General features: G+C 42.0%; 19 protein-coding genes. 6 read left to right on the top strand and 13 right to left on the bottom strand.

The window, feature by feature from the left end:
- Positions 1 to 166: 166 nt before the first annotated feature.
- The 4 genes from DFO72_RS30415 to DFO72_RS15815 all read left to right on the top strand — a co-directional run bounded on the left by DFO72_RS30415 (position 167) and on the right by DFO72_RS15815 (position 4,093).
- On the top strand, positions 167 to 325 hold the full coding sequence (locus tag DFO72_RS30415) for a Spo0E family sporulation regulatory protein-aspartic acid phosphatase (protein WP_113882920.1): 159 nt from the start codon (positions 167 to 169) through the stop codon (positions 323 to 325).
- Between the two features lie 121 nt (positions 326 to 446).
- Positions 447 to 899, top strand: coding sequence for a hypothetical protein (locus DFO72_RS15825; RefSeq protein WP_113882919.1), 453 nt, complete (start codon positions 447 to 449; stop codon positions 897 to 899).
- 495 nt (positions 900 to 1,394) lie between these two features.
- On the top strand, positions 1,395 to 2,141 hold the full coding sequence (locus DFO72_RS15820; protein WP_113882918.1) for an ABC transporter ATP-binding protein: 747 nt from the start codon (positions 1,395 to 1,397) through the stop codon (positions 2,139 to 2,141).
- Entirely contained in the window at positions 2,138 to 4,093 is a 1,956-nt protein-coding gene (locus tag DFO72_RS15815; RefSeq protein WP_208326892.1) for an ABC transporter permease, read from the top strand. The genes DFO72_RS15820 and DFO72_RS15815 overlap by 4 nt, the downstream gene beginning before the upstream one ends.
- Before the next feature lie 6 nt (positions 4,094 to 4,099).
- On the opposite strand, the gene DFO72_RS15810 is transcribed toward DFO72_RS15815, so the two are convergent.
- From DFO72_RS15810 to DFO72_RS15755, 12 genes are all read right to left on the bottom strand, one after another.
- The gene (locus tag DFO72_RS15810; RefSeq protein ID WP_113882917.1) at positions 4,100 to 5,095 is read right to left on the bottom strand and encodes a sensor histidine kinase; all 996 of its coding nucleotides are present in this window, start codon (positions 5,093 to 5,095) and stop codon (positions 4,100 to 4,102) included.
- A complete protein-coding gene (locus DFO72_RS15805; RefSeq protein ID WP_113882916.1) occupies positions 5,092 to 5,766 on the bottom strand; it encodes a response regulator transcription factor in 675 nt (224 codons plus the stop codon). Before DFO72_RS15805 ends, DFO72_RS15810 begins: the two co-directional genes overlap by 4 nt.
- A 129-nt stretch (positions 5,767 to 5,895) precedes the next feature.
- Complete coding sequence (locus DFO72_RS15800; protein WP_113882915.1) at positions 5,896 to 6,423, bottom strand: hypothetical protein; 528 nt, start codon at positions 6,421 to 6,423, stop codon at positions 5,896 to 5,898.
- Between the two features lie 24 nt (positions 6,424 to 6,447).
- Entirely contained in the window at positions 6,448 to 6,780 is a 333-nt protein-coding gene (locus tag DFO72_RS15795) for a hypothetical protein (RefSeq protein WP_113882914.1), read from the bottom strand.
- A gap of 75 nt (positions 6,781 to 6,855) precedes the next feature.
- Positions 6,856 to 7,341, bottom strand: coding sequence for a nitroreductase family protein (locus DFO72_RS15790; RefSeq protein ID WP_113882913.1), 486 nt, complete (start codon positions 7,339 to 7,341; stop codon positions 6,856 to 6,858).
- 51 nt (positions 7,342 to 7,392) lie between these two features.
- Positions 7,393 to 8,646 (bottom strand): multidrug effflux MFS transporter, encoded by a 1,254-nt coding sequence (locus tag DFO72_RS15785; protein WP_113882912.1) that lies wholly within the window; start codon positions 8,644 to 8,646, stop codon positions 7,393 to 7,395.
- 39 nt (positions 8,647 to 8,685) lie between these two features.
- Complete coding sequence (locus DFO72_RS15780) at positions 8,686 to 9,075, bottom strand: hypothetical protein (protein ID WP_113882911.1); 390 nt, start codon at positions 9,073 to 9,075, stop codon at positions 8,686 to 8,688.
- Positions 9,076 to 9,204: 129 nt separating this feature from the next.
- A complete protein-coding gene (locus DFO72_RS15775; protein WP_113882910.1) occupies positions 9,205 to 10,104 on the bottom strand; it encodes an EamA family transporter in 900 nt (299 codons plus the stop codon).
- Between the two features lie 92 nt (positions 10,105 to 10,196).
- Complete coding sequence (locus DFO72_RS15770) at positions 10,197 to 10,889, bottom strand: helix-turn-helix transcriptional regulator (protein ID WP_113882909.1); 693 nt, start codon at positions 10,887 to 10,889, stop codon at positions 10,197 to 10,199.
- 434 nt (positions 10,890 to 11,323) lie between these two features.
- The gene (locus DFO72_RS15765; protein ID WP_113882908.1) at positions 11,324 to 11,752 is read right to left on the bottom strand and encodes a DUF4181 domain-containing protein; all 429 of its coding nucleotides are present in this window, start codon (positions 11,750 to 11,752) and stop codon (positions 11,324 to 11,326) included.
- A gap of 310 nt (positions 11,753 to 12,062) precedes the next feature.
- A complete protein-coding gene (locus tag DFO72_RS15760; RefSeq protein ID WP_113882907.1) occupies positions 12,063 to 12,560 on the bottom strand; it encodes a methylated-DNA--[protein]-cysteine S-methyltransferase in 498 nt (165 codons plus the stop codon).
- Positions 12,550 to 13,125 carry a bifunctional transcriptional activator/DNA repair enzyme AdaA gene (locus tag DFO72_RS15755; protein WP_113882906.1) on the bottom strand — a complete coding sequence of 192 codons (576 nt, stop codon included), beginning with the start codon at positions 13,123 to 13,125 and terminating at the stop codon, positions 12,550 to 12,552. The genes DFO72_RS15760 and DFO72_RS15755 overlap by 11 nt, the downstream gene beginning before the upstream one ends.
- 119 nt (positions 13,126 to 13,244) lie before the next feature.
- Here DFO72_RS15755 and DFO72_RS15750 point away from each other — a divergent pair, with 119 nt between their 5' ends.
- Positions 13,245 to 14,165, top strand: a complete 921-nt coding sequence (locus DFO72_RS15750; RefSeq protein WP_113882905.1) for a DNA-3-methyladenine glycosylase 2 — start codon at positions 13,245 to 13,247, stop codon at positions 14,163 to 14,165.
- Between the two features lie 499 nt (positions 14,166 to 14,664).
- On the opposite strand, the gene DFO72_RS15740 is transcribed toward DFO72_RS15750, so the two are convergent.
- Positions 14,665 to 15,273, bottom strand: a complete 609-nt coding sequence (locus DFO72_RS15740; protein ID WP_113882904.1) for a YitT family protein — start codon at positions 15,271 to 15,273, stop codon at positions 14,665 to 14,667.
- Between the two features lie 78 nt (positions 15,274 to 15,351).
- On the opposite strand from DFO72_RS15740, the gene DFO72_RS15735 reads away from it, so the two are divergent.
- On the top strand, positions 15,352 to 15,861 hold the full coding sequence (locus DFO72_RS15735) for a GNAT family N-acetyltransferase (protein ID WP_113882903.1): 510 nt from the start codon (positions 15,352 to 15,354) through the stop codon (positions 15,859 to 15,861).
- Positions 15,862 to 15,923: the final 62 nt, after the last annotated feature.

The following is a 15,923-nucleotide window of genomic DNA, read 5'->3' as shown; positions in this document are numbered from 1 at the left end:
AGATATTATTTGCATTGAGCAGGGGTTCAATCCTTCGAAAACACTCTTTGCCTATTATTCATAATTTTTTTGTCAGTTAGAGACAAGTTTTGTCGAAATTATTCAATACGTTTCCTTTATTTGCAATAATAGTTCCTGGACTTTTATTATTTAAAGGAGCAAACTAATGTGTCATTTCTGCCGTGAACTTAGAAAAAAAATCCACTTTACTAGAAAAACACTTATTGAAACTGGAATAAAGAAAGGATTAGAGCATCCTGAGACCATAAAAAATAGTCAGATATTGGATGGACTTATCTTTATGTTCCAGTCCAAGTGTAAATAGGAACAATATCATAGAGACATACTTTTAATAGAATCTAACTTCACCGCCAAATAAGCAGATAAATTTCTAAAAGAGGGCAAGATAGATAAGAAATAAATCTATAAAAACCCGGAGAATATGAATGGTCTATATCTTTACAATTACAACGCTTGCTATCAACTCCATATTGCTTTTCATTATTCCGTTAAAATTAACCCGGCAGGAGCTTTACACAACCTGGCTGGCTGTCACTTTAAATGTGCTTCTTGCAGATTTAATTGTTGGCCATGTTTTAGACCTATACGACTTAATGGATCCAGGTCCCCAGCCATTTGATTTGTTTATTGAAATCACCTTGCCGGCAACATTCGGAATCCTATATGTAAACTTCATGCCTAAACCCAGGAAGAAATTTTTGCCTTACCTTTTGTTTTGGGTCAGTTTTTCTGTATGTTACGAAGTCTTATCCAGTTACTTTGGCTACATAGTATATAAGGGCTGGCATGTATGGTGGTCAGCCCTCTATTATATTGGAGCCTGCCTTTATATGCGTTGGCATTTTCGTTTTTTAAGGAAAGAAAGGAATCAGCAATAAAAAGGAAAAGGACAAGCGAAGAAACAATATCTCAAAAAATGCATATACAACTCAATGCAAAAACAAGCAGTTCACACACTCAATGTGAACTGCTTGTTTTTCTTAATTTTAGGCTGTTTCGCAAGGTGTGTTACATTTTGTATATTATATGCTGAGCTGATTGCAGCGGAAGGTGGGAGATCCTCGAAAATGCTATCGCATTTTTTCCGAAGAAGCTTATTCAACGTCCTGCGGAAGTAGCGGGACAGGTGAGACCCCGCTTTCCGCGGAGCGTCGAGGAAACTCCGCTGAAAGCGAACAGCCTGGAGCGGAAATCAACGGACAACATTGATAGGCGAAAAATACCATTTTGTAAGAAAAGATCCTTATTTTATAATGGACACGTTTATCCGATTCTTCCCTCAATATGACAAAAGTGTCACTTTACATTCTGTTACATCGATGGTTCACAGGAGAAATAGCCGGTATAGTATGGCAGTGAAGGAGGTCGAAACCATGACCAAAATGATACAAACAAAAAACCTATCGAAATCTTATGGAAAAACACAGGTCTTAAAAAATATTGATTTGACTGTTGAACGCGGGGAATTCACTGCCATTATGGGTCCCTCCGGCTCTGGAAAAACGACGTTAATGAATACCCTATCAACCATTGATTCCTTTAGCGGGGGAAATGTTTGGATTGAGGGAAATTCCCTTTTAGATATGAAAAAGAAAGCCCTGCGGGAGTTCCGCCAAAAAAGAATGGGATTTATTTTTCAAGACTATAATTTACTGGATACCTTAACGGTGAAGGAGAATATCCTCCTCCCGCTCTCGCTGCAAAAAACACCTGTTGCAGAAATGGAAAAGCGATTAGCGAAATTAATTGATGCCCTAAATATTGAAACAATTTTACATCAATATCCTTCTGAAATTTCCGGCGGTCAGAAACAGCGCACGGCTGCCGCGCGGGCGATTATTACCAGCCCCGCAATTGTATTTGCTGATGAACCAACGGGTGCACTCGATTCCCGATCTGCTACCCAGCTGCTGGAACAAATTCAATTACTCAATGTAACATTCAAGACAACCGTTCTGATGATTACTCATGATCCGTATGCAGCCAGCTACTGCCAGCGCGTAGTTTTCCTTCGTGACGGAAAAATCGTCAATGAGATGTTTAAAGGCGAGCAGACTGAAAAGGAATTCTTTGACCGTATCCTGACGATCCAAAGTGCTATAGGAAGTGACCGGCGATGAACTTATTAGATTTATCATGGAGGAACATGAAGCGGAACTTCCGTTTGTATACCATTTATTTCATTTCCATGTTTGTCGGGGTTGTCATTTACTTTACCTTTTCTGGTTTAATGTTTAACAAAGATGTAGTCGCAGCCATTCAAAATAAAGAAAACTACAAAATGGTGATTTCCCTTGCTTCGGTGATTGTCTTTTTGTTTATTGTCTTCTTTATTTTGTACGCGAACTCCTTTTTCATGAAGCAGCGAAAAAAAGAATTCGGCATGTATTTACTTTACGGAATGAAGGAAAGACAAGTTGCTGCAATGGTCTTCTTTGAAACATTATTCTTGAGCGCCATTTCGGTTTTCAGCGGTATCTTAATCGGCGGATTGCTATCTAAGTTTTTCGGTGCGGTATTAATGAACTTAATGCGCTACAATGAGGATATTTCTTTTGCTTTTCCATTAGAAGCGATTGTATCAACAGTTCTGTTATTTGCCTTATTAATCATCATCATTACAATTCAAAGTTATTTTAACGTCCGGCGTGTCCAGTTAGTGGAATTATTTCATGCAAATGAAAAGATGGATAAACCGTTTACTTTTTCTTTTGGCCTGGCGTTATTGTCTATTATATTGATTGCCGGGTCTTACTATATGATTACCATAGGAGATACGGACATCTGGAAAGATCATTTCAAAGAAACATTAGCAGCTGTAACAGTGGCTCTGATTGCCGGTACGTATTTATTTTTCCGCCAATTTTCCGGCTGGATATTACAAGAGCTGAGTCAAAGAAAAAACTATTTTATTGGCAGTAAGATGTTATGGATATCCTCTCTCCGTTTTTCTATTCGAGGAAATACAGTCAATTTTACATTCAATTCACTGATTAGTGCGATTGTCATCTTTACAGTCGGATTTATTGCTGTGGATTACGCTGTTAAAGGTGAGGTTGTGAAAAAAGAATTTCCAAACCATATTGCCTTTTCGTCCCAGGATGATGAAACTCAAAGACAAATTGAACAGCTGATGAATGACTCACATCCAATCATTGATCATGAAACAATTACGGGCATACAAACAGAAAAAATCCAGAATAGAAACGCATTTTTTAGCCATCCCGAATATTACACCGAAGAGTTTTACCTTTTTCCGGAGTCCCAATTAAATGCAATTGTTGATTTGCGCAAAGCTGGTGAAAAAGCAGATTTAGAAGGTGAAGAGGCAATTGTATTAACAAGAGGAATTGATGAACCGGAAAAATATAAAAGTTCGCAGCCTCAAATGACCGTTTTGGAAGACAATACATTTCGGATAGTCGAAAAAATACGATATCCGCTGTTAAGCATCCCAACAAGTCCTGGCGGCAATACAAAGCCCCAGCCTTCTGTACTCATTATTTCAGACGAAGCATTTGAGAGCTTAAAGGAACTTCGCACCCTTTCTTCATTTGAAATTTATCAAATCGAAGATCCCAAAACATCAAATGATGTATCTCGAGAAATATACGACCTCGTTATGAAAACAGAAGGAGCCTATTATTCGGCCTATATTGATATGTATTCCGTTGATACAGAGTCGTCTTCTTTAATCTTGTTCTCGGTTGCCTTTTTTGCCGTTATTGCATTGTTTGCTTTAGGGAGTGTCATTTACTTTAAACAACTGCGAGAAGCTACAGAAGAGCGGGAACACTACGCCATTTTACGAAAAATCGGTGTTGACGGCAAAGAAATGAAAAAGATTATCCGAAAACAATTGCTGTTCGTATTTTTGCCGCCGCTCCTGCTGGGGCTGCTGCACAGCTGGTTCCTTTTATATTACACAGTCATCCTGGTCATAAAAGATTTGCCTTCTTTAACGACCATTATTTTTTCGGTCATGGGATTATATGTGTTAACGTATCTAATTTTTTACGTTTCCTCCGTATCTATTTACTACAGAATTGTCAGCGAAAAAAACACACGATGAGTTACTCTACTCATCGTGTGTTTTTTGCATTATTAAAAACGGATCGCTATCAAGCGGGAAGCGAACGATAAATAGGGTGTACTCTCTCACATTCGACGTACAGCTAATGTAATGCCCTAACTTGTTGCTTAACTGCTGGGCTAAATATAAACCCATTCCGGTCGACTTCGAATACAATCGCCCTGTTTCTCCGGTAAAACCGCGATTAAATACTCTCGGAAGATCTTTCTGGCTGATGCCAATCCCATTATCCCGAATCAAGAGCTGTTTTTCTTGTGGGGTTTCCGATATGGAAATGGTGATCTCTCCGCCGGATTCTGTATATTTCAAACTGTTTGTCAGAAGCTGATTGACGATGAACCGGAGCCATTTAGGATCACTTTGGACCTCCAGCATATCTGCCTGAATGTGAATGCGGATATTTTTTGAAATAAAGGTTTTTGAGTGGGACTTTACAATATCCTTAAGAATCTTGATAATATCACATTTCTGGATATCGTAATCTTGATTAAAGCTGTCTAGTTTAGCGTAATAGAGTGCTTGATCAACATAATTTTCAATTTTTGTGATTTCTTCTCTTAAACTGCCGGCGTCCATATCGGTTTGCTGCAGCAGGCGAAGAACGGCAATTGGTGTTTTTATTTCATGGAACCAGGAGACGATAAAATCGTAATGATCCTTCTGCCTGTCCTGAATCCGATTCATTTCACGGATATGTTCACGCTTCAGCTCATCGATGTGTGTTTTAGCGAATTCTCCTTCCAGAGACAGGCTATCATAACCCTCCCCTTCCAATTGCCGGATCACACGCAGATTTTGCTGGTACCGGTATAATAAAAACCCGATTAACACAATTGAAGATAAGGCGAATGCATAAAGGAATGTCCCCCATGCCAGGCTGCCATTGATATCAGTAAAAAATATCGCTGCAGAAATCAGGAAACTGATCAGATAGAGGACTATATAGGGTTTTTCATAAGATAGAAAGCTAAGGAAGTTCATTCAATTAAATACCCTAACCCTTTCCGAGTGACAATGAAGTCCTCTAGTCCAATTGCTGCAATTTTCCTTCGCATCCGATTCACATTCACAGTAAGGGTATTATCATCGACAAACTGTTCCTCATTCCATAGTGCCTGCATTAAGTCATCCCTCGAGACGATTTTCCCGATATTCCGCATCATCAATTGCAAAAGGATGAATTCATTCCGGCTTAGCTCATTGCTTTGTCCATTAAATTCAATCGTCGAATTGGTTACATTTAATTTCAGGCCGCGATGGATAAAACGGATATTCTCCTCTCCCTGATATGTATACTTCCGGCGGATAAGCGCACTGATTTTCGCGAGAAGGATATCCAAATCAAAGGGCTTCTGGATAAAATCATCCCCGCCCATATTAATGGCCATTATTATATCCATATTCTGATTTCTGGAGGAAAGGAAAATGATCGGCACTTTTGAAACAGAGCGTATTTGCTGGCACCAGTAGTATCCATCAAAAACGGGAAGATTGATATCTAATAAAATCAGGTGTGGACTTGTCTGCTCGAATTCCGTCAGCACCTGTTCAAATTGGGTCACCTCCACCACATCATATTGCCATTTTTTTAGCGTATCAGCGACAATCCGTCTTATTTTTTCATCGTCTTCAATCATCATGATTCTATACATAAATATCCCTCTTTACTGGAATAATGGTCTCGTCATTCTTTATGGCACAAATTTCTTAAGTCTTTCGGGCTATGGCTGTCACTATTATTCTATATAGAATATCTGAAATTGAAATGATCCATTTACACATTATTGATTGAGCTCATCAATTGTCTTAAGAATTCTCGAATACACATCACGAATAGATTCATCAGTCAATTCGTCATTATACAACCCATACCCCCAACGATGAAATGTGTCATTTTTTTTCGATTTAAGAACTCCCACAGCATAGCTTTTACCAGCTTCCCATTTCCATGAATCATTATATTCTATGTCATTAACAGTAAACGGGATATGACTGCTGGCTGATATAAAAAAGAATGGAATGGACGAATCTGTATATGTATCTGCATATTTGGCTTCAGCAGCTTTAGGAAGATTGTTTTCCGTCATTATAACTGCATCATAAGAGCTCAATTGCTCATTTGTAAGTTCATCAAAAGAAATTTCATTAAACTTCACTTGCTCTGCATTCACATCTGGCGGGTCTCCAACGACCGCAATCCTTAATGCCCTTCCATCATATGGCTCGAAGTCAGGGGTTTGAGTACAAGCTGTTAGTAACATGGGTAGAATTAGCAATATATAAGAAATCTCTCTCGTCATTCTTGTCATACTCATCACCTCTGCCTAGATAATCTAAACAATTGCGCCAATTATCCCCACAATCATTAAGGCCAGGCCCTTTATAACCTGTCTCTGTCTGAAAGCGGCCATACATCCTGAAACAAAGCCGATGAACACTAAGCCTGCACCTATATGCTGAATGATTTTGATTTCTGAAATGCTGCCGGTAATAAAGACTTGAAAACCAATGCAGCCGCCTCCAAAAATCAGGAGAAATGAAGGGTTTTTCAACTCTTCTTTAGCATCCTGCTGTTCCTTTTTGTCCATTTTTTTATAAGTTTTTATAAAAAGGAAAATCGGAATCTCCCATATTAAAATGATGATAATTGCCTGAAAGATCATCATAATCTATTACTTCAAAATCATACCATATTCTAACAAAAGAGCGCCATCCATTGGATAGGCGCCCTATAAAAATACTTATGATAAATGCTTTATTTTCCTTTCAATCGGTGTACGCTCCTTCGCTTCAGGTACCTCCTCAGGAAAGCCTACCCCTAAAATACCAACTACATCGCAGTCATCCGGGACATTTAAAGCAGTTCTTGCTGCAGCTGAAACCCCCAGGGAAGACCAGAATGTCCCCACTCCTGATTCCCATGCCATCAGCATAAAGTTCTGGATAAAACATGATACTGCAGCCATGTTCTCATTTCGTTCCAGGTCGGTTGCTCCATGCTTGGATAGGATGGCCAGCACGACTGGTGCCTGGCAGAAATCGGTTTTGTGATTCAGCTTAGCCCTTGTTTCCGGACCAACAAATAATACTTCCCATGGCTCCGTCATTTTATGGTTGGGTGCCATGGTTGCAGCCTCCAGCCAGGATGTGATTAGACTGTGCTCTACTTTATCAGATTTGAATTTTTTTATGTTGCGGCGAGTCGTGATTATTTTCTGTATATCCACTGTTAATTTCCCCCTTCATTCATAACTCACTTTACTAGATTAATAGGTTATTTACATGGCAGCTTTCTCATTATCAATGGATTTCCCACTGGGCCGGGCTGCCAGGAACATATAGGACAATACAGCCCCGGTACTTGCACAAGCTATGACAATCCCCATCGATATGGCCGGGCTGTCTCCTAAGCCGACAAGGGGAGCCACACATCCCCCAAAGATTAAGGATAGTACCCCCAGTAATGCGGAGGCACTCCCTGCAGACTTGCCCTGATTTTGCATGGCAAGCGAGAAGCCTGAAGTACTCACCATCCCAATACTTGAAACAACAAAGAATAACGGTGTCAGAATAGCGTACAAGCCTGCATCTAAAAGAAGCATTATTAACAGAGTAATAGCCCCAATGAAAGAGATGCATATGCCAGCCGTAAATAGCTTCCTTTCACTGATCCTCCCCGCCAGTCTTCCCGTGATTTGACTGAAAATGATGATTCCAAGACCGTTGATGGCAAATATCAGACTAAACATCTGCGGGGAGGCCCCATAAATGTTCTGTAGGACGAAGGGTGAGCCGGATATATACGCAAACATGGCAGCAAACACCAGGCCTTGCGACAATGCATACCCTATGAAACTTCGATCCAATAAGAGCTGCTGAAATGTCGTTAATGTGTTTTTTATGCCGCCCAGTGAACGGGAATCATCTGGCAGCGTTTCTGGCAGACCGAATAGTACGACAAGAAACATCACCAAGCCGATTACACTCAAAACGATAAACACTCCCTGCCAGGGAGCAATCCGCAATAGCTGGCCGCCAAGTATTGGAGCAAGTATGGGGGCCACGCCATTCACTAAAGCGAGCAGAGAGAAAAATTTGGTCAGCTCAGTGCCTGAGTATAGATCCCGGACAATAGCACGGGAGATGACAATCCCGGCTGCCCCGGCCAGGCCCTGAATAAACCTCAGCACAATCAAACCCCAGATGGAATGACTAAAGGCGCACAAGAGAGAAACGGCAAAATAAATTAATAACCCGATAAGAAGAGGCTTCCGGCGTCCGCGGACATCACTGAGCGGGCCTGCAAGCAGCTGGCCTAAGGATAGGCCGAGCAGGAAAAACGTTAAACTTAGCTGGACCAGTGACGGATTCGTATGCAGATCATTTGCGATATCAGGCAGAGCCGGCAAATACATGTCGATGGATAACGGGGCAAACGCGGCTAAAGTACCAAGCACGATCGCCATCCATAATCGCCTTGACTTGGAAGGTGCACCTGGTGCATTTCTAATACTTTCTAAAGAATCATTCATCGATTTTCCTGCCTTTTCTATGAATTTTGAACTTTAAGCTCAAAGGTTATGGATAAGAATCCGTATGGCTTCTGAAACATCCACCTTTTTTTCCTGGCAGAAATGATTCAGCTTTTTGAACATTTCTTCATCCAGCCTGACATGGATGGAATGCTTAAGTTTTTGGCCTTCAGGCTTCTTTGGCCGCCCCCTGCCAATTTTCCGCTGCCCTGTTTCATCCCTCCAAACGGCTATAGTCACATACCCGTCTTTTTCCAGCCATTTCTGAAGATCATTTTCCTTCCAAATGCGCGCAGCATCCTTTTCATGTTTTTTCAGATATTCTGCAAGATCCTCACCTTCCAGGCCCTTCTTTTTCGCTTTATGAATCATCTTGTTTTTAAGAAACTCTTCATATTGTTCGAATGATGTAAAGGTTTGTTCTTTCATAAACCCTCCGGATTATTTTTTGTTCTACAAAAAATAATAAAGAATTTCAATTCACAATGCAATCTTTTTTGTTCTACAAAAAAAGAAAGCCTGATTTCTTCGAGAGAAATTAGGCTTTCTATATGAATATCAATGTTTCTGAACCACCCCAGGCTCAAGATCTCTTTCAGAACTTTTTGAAGACCCTATTAATACGCCAATTCCAAGCAGTAAGAGAAGGATCCCTAACCAAGAGGTCATGTTTAACGATTCATCCAATACGAAAACCCCTAATAGTGCGGCTGTTAAAGGCTCCGCCAGCGCAAGTGTGACAGCCGTTGAAGAGGAAACATGGACAAGCCCTTTTGAAAAAAGGAAATAGGCAATTCCCGTAGCCAGAATCCCCAGGTGCAGGCTGACAGTCAAACCCCGAACACTCCCAAGCCAGGACATATCAAAAATAAATAAGAATGGAGATAGAAAGATGGCGCTTAAGGTGAAAACAACGGCCACTACTGACAAGGATGAATAGTTTTCAACCAGGTCCCTGCTGACAAGCGTATAGCCTGCAAATGTTAAACCAGCCCCCAATGCCATTAATAGGCCAATCGGGTCCATATGAACCGAATTTTTGTTCATGAAAAGCAAAACACAGCCCAAAATGGACAGGAAGGTAGAACACCACCAAATGGCAGTCGGTCGTTTTTTCAAATAAAGCCATTCAAGAAAACCCGATAAGATCGGCGCACTCCCGATCGCTGTCACGGTCCCAATGGCCACCCCTGTAAGAGTGACCGCTGAAAAGAACAATGGCTGGTAAAGCGCCATACAAATTGAGGCCATCAGGGTGTTCTTAATAGGCCAATTTTTCAGGTCCAGCTTCCCCGCCAGCAGAACCATGCATAATAAAAATAAGCCGCCTGCCGCCAGACGGGCAGCCCCGATGGCAATCGGGTGTGCGTTTTCCGGCGCAAATGCCTGTGTGGTACCCGTGGTCCCCCAGAGCACTCCGGCAAGCAATATATAAAACGGAGCTATTTTCACACTCATGTTCTCACCTCAATAAAAAAAGATAAAAGGAATCATTAAACTTATCTTAGAAAATTCCCTCAGAATTTTCTTTACCTAGTTTAATATCCCTTTTATCCATTCTTAAGGATCCTGTACTTTTGTGGTGCTACCCCTTCACAGCGGTTGAACCACCGGGTAAAAGAGGAAGAATTTTCAAAGCCTAATTCTCCGCTGATCACCGACATCGACCAGGAGGTTGACTTTAATAAATGCTTCGCCTCTTTCAAACGAAGATCAGATATGTAGGCTTTTGGGCTTCTCCCGGTTTTCTTCTTAAACCATGCGGAATAATAGGCTGGATGGTAATGTTCGATTTGCGCTAAAGTCTCTAATCGGATGGACTCCTTAAAATGCCTATGAATATAATCAATCGACGGGGGCTTGGCGATTTGCAGTTTACTGGCCACATACCTGGTCAAATCTGCCAGAGAAGATGCATTTCCCTGATTCTCCGCCTCTTCCAGCAGCAAATAACGGATCGAAGACCATTGCTGATCCAGTTGAATGTACATACTGCTAGACTCTTCCGGCAAATAGGCCGTCGGGATATCCAGGACCAAAAATTCATTCCTGTCCATCGACCGATAGTTATGATCAACCCCCTGCGGAAGGAAAAAACAATACTCGGGGTCAAGCTTAATCTCCTGCCATTTCGTCTGGATATCCAGTGAGCCCTGCAATGGGAAAAGAAACTGGCCAAACTCATGCTGGTGCGAATGAAACTCTCTGGAATAGGATCTTTTTTCGCAGGTGATGCTTTGCATTTTACTCCCCCCCCCTGATCATGCTTTAGTTTATTATAATCCGAAACTATGAGGGATTAAAGATTGGATAACAGATCGGGAATAAAAAATCCGGATGGCCATTATTCACGATTAACCTGTGGGTATTTCATTTTATATATGTAATATTCTCGCTCTATGCCTTAAGCAATCTAATCATGGACCTATTATTCGCTTTTCCCTTGAGTGCACTGTTTCAAAAGATTGGCCATTATAAGTTAAAATCAAATTCGATAGGCTTATTTATTATGTATTATGCCTTTGCATTATTAAGTTACAGATTTCAAATGCTTTTCGAAAAAGAAGTTAAACACTAAAAAATAAAAGAACTGCCGGGAATTTTCCGGCAGCCATACAAAACCGGTACCGTAAAGCCACTTTGAGTGCCTAGCCGCCTGTTTGACAGCTAAATCAACCTATAGCATCCAGAAAAAATCAGTCTTAAGAACTGTCAATATCAATAGTAAAGTAAAAACCAGCTGGCAAAGGGTCACAACAAAAGCCTTGCGATTTTCGTCATATTTCCACTCCATAAAAGCTCGGGCCGTTTCGGTTGTAACGATTAAAACGATCAGCAGAAACCACGGTTCCAAAAACCATAGCCATTCCAGCGGGTCTCTCCCAAGGTTAATCCCGCCTCCGATCAAGAGGATAATTAAAAAGGAAATCCGAATGGTCCAATCCAATTTTTTATGCTTATCATTGACATGGTTATAAGAAAAAAATGTTCTCTTCTCCACTTTCAGCCATTTTCTTAAACCCATTTCGAAGAAATAGATTAATGTTACAACAATAGCTATTAAAAGAACTAACTTCGGCCAGGCCATTGGATCAACTACATACATCCTTTTCCCACCTCCGCCTTTGAAAACAGAAATAATGCGTTATCTAATCTGTTCTACGGATTGCGGGAGGAAAAGGTTCCCTTTGCCTTTTTTATTGACTGCTTTTTTTCAGGTTGTCTCTGGAGACTGGAAATATAATCGGAATGCCTAGTTCGGGCTCAAGACCTCGGATTCCTACTTACCTGTCCGAATCAGCCCCCACTTCGGACTCGGGCACTCTGTTTTCTCCTTATCCTGTTTCGCATCATGTTGTATATTAAATTCCGAACGACTGAACACGAATTAATAAAAGCCGAAGAGGACCTTCTCTTCAGCCTTGTTTCTCCAATTCAAGCAGAGTCTGCTTCATTTCTATGCCCCCGCGATAGCCGGTTATCGCACCATTTTTACCGATGACACGGTGACATGGGACCGCGATTAACAGCGGATTGGCACCGATTGCTTTCCCTGCTGCCCGGACTGCCTGCGGCCTGTTTATTTTCTCTGCGATGTCCGAATAGGAGACAGTATTACCGTAAGGAATCTGAGCTAATGCCTCCCAGACTTCCTCTTGAAACGGAGTGCCTTTCACATCCAGGTCCATTGAAAAAACTTGTCTTTTCCCAAGAAGAAATTCCTGTAATTCCACCATGTATGGCTGCAGTGCTGCTTTATTTTCCACAAGCACTGCAGCTGGTATATATTTTTTCAGCGACCTTTCAAAATCCTCAAACTCCGGGTCAGAGCCTATATAGCAGATACCTTTTTCTGTTTTAGCCAGATACAGGTTCCATTCATCTTCCTGCAGGTTCGCCCATTCAATGTTCATTATTCCGCTCCTCCCTTGTTTTGTTTCTATATGCTGCAGGTGTTGTGCCAAGCTTCTTTTTGAATAAAGAGATAAAATAAGGGGTGCTGGGGAATCCTGCTGACACACCAACATCGGCTATCGATTGCTCCCCGGACTCCAGCATATCAACGGCTTTTTCGAGCCGGATAGCCTGAATATACTCTGTGGGCGACTTCCCAGTGACCCGTTTGAACACCCGCTGCAAATGATAGGGACTTCCATGAAACAGGTCTCCCAATTGATGCAGTGTAATCGGGTCATTATAATGCTTATCGATCCACCCGGTTATTTGTTTTACCCATTCTTCTGCAGGCAGGCTGAGGCCTTCCGGTTTGCATCGCTTGCACGGCCTGAAATTTTCCGCCAGTGCTTGAGCGGCATTTTGAAAAATAGCGACATTACCGATATTCGGGATTCTCGACCGGCACGATGGCCTGCAGAATATCCCTGTCGTTTTAACGCCATAAAGAAAGAGATCATCATAGGTTTTGTCGCAATCCTTTATCGCGTTCCAATATTCTTCCGGAATCTGTTCATAAGTCACCTACGCTCACCTCTGATAAAAAGTATACACAAAAAATGTTCATCATCAGCGATTTCCTAAATATAAACGCAAGATAACGTAATCCTGAAGGATTACAATAAAGATAAGGAGGAATCTACATGAGCTCTCACTTTGTTAACTGGAAAGAGGATGAAAATGGCCTAGTCCTTTTCACTCCCCATGAATTCAGCTTTTCCGAAAACCTGCGATACTTATCAAGATCGGCAAATGAATGCCTTTATGAGATTTCCGGGGAGACAATTAGACGTGCCCTTTCCATCGGTAAGGTTAAGCTGCTTCTTGAAATAAGCGGGGAGTCAGATCAGTTCCTATCCGTCAGCATTCATAAGCCCGTCACGCATCAAATGAAAGCGGAAATTGCGGCATATGTTCACGATTGGTTCGACCTTGGAGCCAACCTGACCCCATTTTATGAGATGGCACAAACAGATCCCTTGCTGCAAAAGCCTGCAGAGCAATTTTTCGGGCTCAGAGTTATGGGAATTCCCGACTTATTCGAGGCTTTTGCGTGGGGAATCCTTGGGCAGCAGATTAACCTTACATATGCGTATACACTAAAGCGGCGCCTCGTTGAAAAATATGGGGAGTGGCTGGAATATGAAGGGATCAGATATTGGCTGTTTCCTGCAGCGGAAACGATTGCCGGGTTAACCATCGAAGATCTGGCCGACTTAAAAATGACCGTAAAAAAATGTGAATATCTAATAGACGTAGCCCGCTTAATTTCAAATGGCGAGCTTTCAAAAGAGGACTTGCTGAAAGAGGGAGATGTAAAAGCTGCAGAAAAAAAGCTAACAAAAATACGCGGCATCGGCCCCTGGACTGCCCATTATGTCCTCATGCGGTGCCTGCGCTTCCCGAACGCTTTTCCAATCGATGATGTCGGCCTGCATAATGCGATCAAAGTGATCACAGGCTCTGAAAGGAAACCGGCCAAAGCGGAAATTTTGAATTATTCGGCTGCATGGAAGAATTGGGAAGCTTATGCTACTTTTTATTTGTGGAGAGTATTATATTAAATTATTTGCACTGTGCCTTTACCGTAAAGCTGACGTGACGCGGAGTGACCGATATATTGAGATTTTGACCGATATAAAGAAGTTCTGACCGATATTCTGTGAAAGTGACCGATAAAATATATATTAGGCCGATTTCCTTGTGAAAGTGACCGATAAAATATTAATCAGGCCAATATCCTTAACATCGTGATCGATAGATCTCATAGAGGACAGGTCCCCCTGTCCTTTCTATGTCAGAAAAATATATATTGGTGTCATCACAAGAAACAAAGCCTGAAAAAAACACCCGCCGGCACAGCCGAGACCGCCCTCATCTGCCAGCTGTTCCCCTGCTTCATATGTATTCTCTCCTACATCCCAGCCATTACCTCTTCTTCATTATTCTTCTTCTCCTTATCTTCTTGCAGCTGAATCATAGTATCCCCACTTTCCTGTTATTAACCTGGAATAATAGTAAATTATTTTCCATAAAAAAGAAAAGGCCTGCACGGCCCTTTCTTTAGTAATGAATTTTATATTTCTCCGCAAGGATTTTTATATCAACCTTGTAAATAAGATCAATCATCCGCGTCCCGATCATCTGGCAGATCACCGCATAAACAATAACCTTCCAGTCCACGACCACCCCTGTAAGCAAAAGCAGACTGCCATTTATGTAAAATAACGTCCGTCCCGGCGCACTTCCCCTTGCTTTGGAAATAATTAACGCGAGGATATCCATGCCCCCTGAGGAAGCGCCCATCCTGAATAAAATACCGACCCCAACTCCAAAGACTGCTGCTCCAAGCAAAAGATCCAGGAGAACCGGATTCAGCGGTTCCGTTATGTATGGTGTCAGAAAATCGATCGTAACCGAAGTAACCGAAACACAAAACATCGTCCAAATCACACTGCTTTTCCCGAGCCATTTGGCCGCTGCAAGCAGCAGGCCCGCATTCAAAATCCACAAAGTCACCGAATAAGGCGTGTCCAACAGATAATTGAATAAAACCGCCAGACTTGCCGCACCGCCGGATGGAATAAAATGCGGAAACAAGAAAAAGGTCATCGCGATCCCCTGGATGCTGGCGGCCATTCCCAAAATCAAAGATTTATAGAGTACGTGCATAACAAAAACTCCTAACGTTTTTCCTTACTCTATCTTATAATATTTTCATAGAAGAGAAAACCGCACGAGGTGAACAGAATGACCATTCCTTTTAAAACAGACCGGCTCCTGCTCCGGACCATGCAGGCCGATGACCTGGATGCAGTCTATGAGATTTGGGGCTGCCCGGAGGTGATGAAATACTGCGGCGGGGCCAGTGCAAAAAGCAGAATCCAGCGCTCCATCGATTTTTACCGGAGGCTGCAGAATGAAAAAGGATACTCTGTTTATACTGTTCTGCTAAAAGAAACCCCCTCCATCATTGGGGTTTGCGGGTTTAATCCGGCAGAAAATGAACACGAAGTCGAGCTCCTCTATCATTTTAATCAGCATTACTGGGGAATGGGATATGCTGCTGAAGCTGCCGCAGCATGCGTGGCCGCTTTAAGGAAAAATAGCCCGAACCTCCGGAAAATAATCGCGGCTGTGGATCCAGCCAACCCTGCATCCGGAAAAGTGCTCAGAAAAATCGGCATGACCGCGGCTGGAATGAAGTGGTTTGACGATACACAGCAGGAAGAACTCTGTTATGAAATGGAACTTAAGTAAACAACTGGCCTTCTTTTTTTGCTGTAAAAAAGAAGCTATCCACAATAAAAAAACGAGTCTGC

Source organism: Cytobacillus oceanisediminis (assembly GCF_004366035.1).
Classification (GTDB): domain Bacteria; phylum Bacillota; class Bacilli; order Bacillales; family Cytobacillaceae; genus Cytobacillus; species Cytobacillus oceanisediminis_C.
Note: the sequence above shows the minus strand (reverse complement) of the source record. Positions and strands in the feature narration are given on the sequence as shown.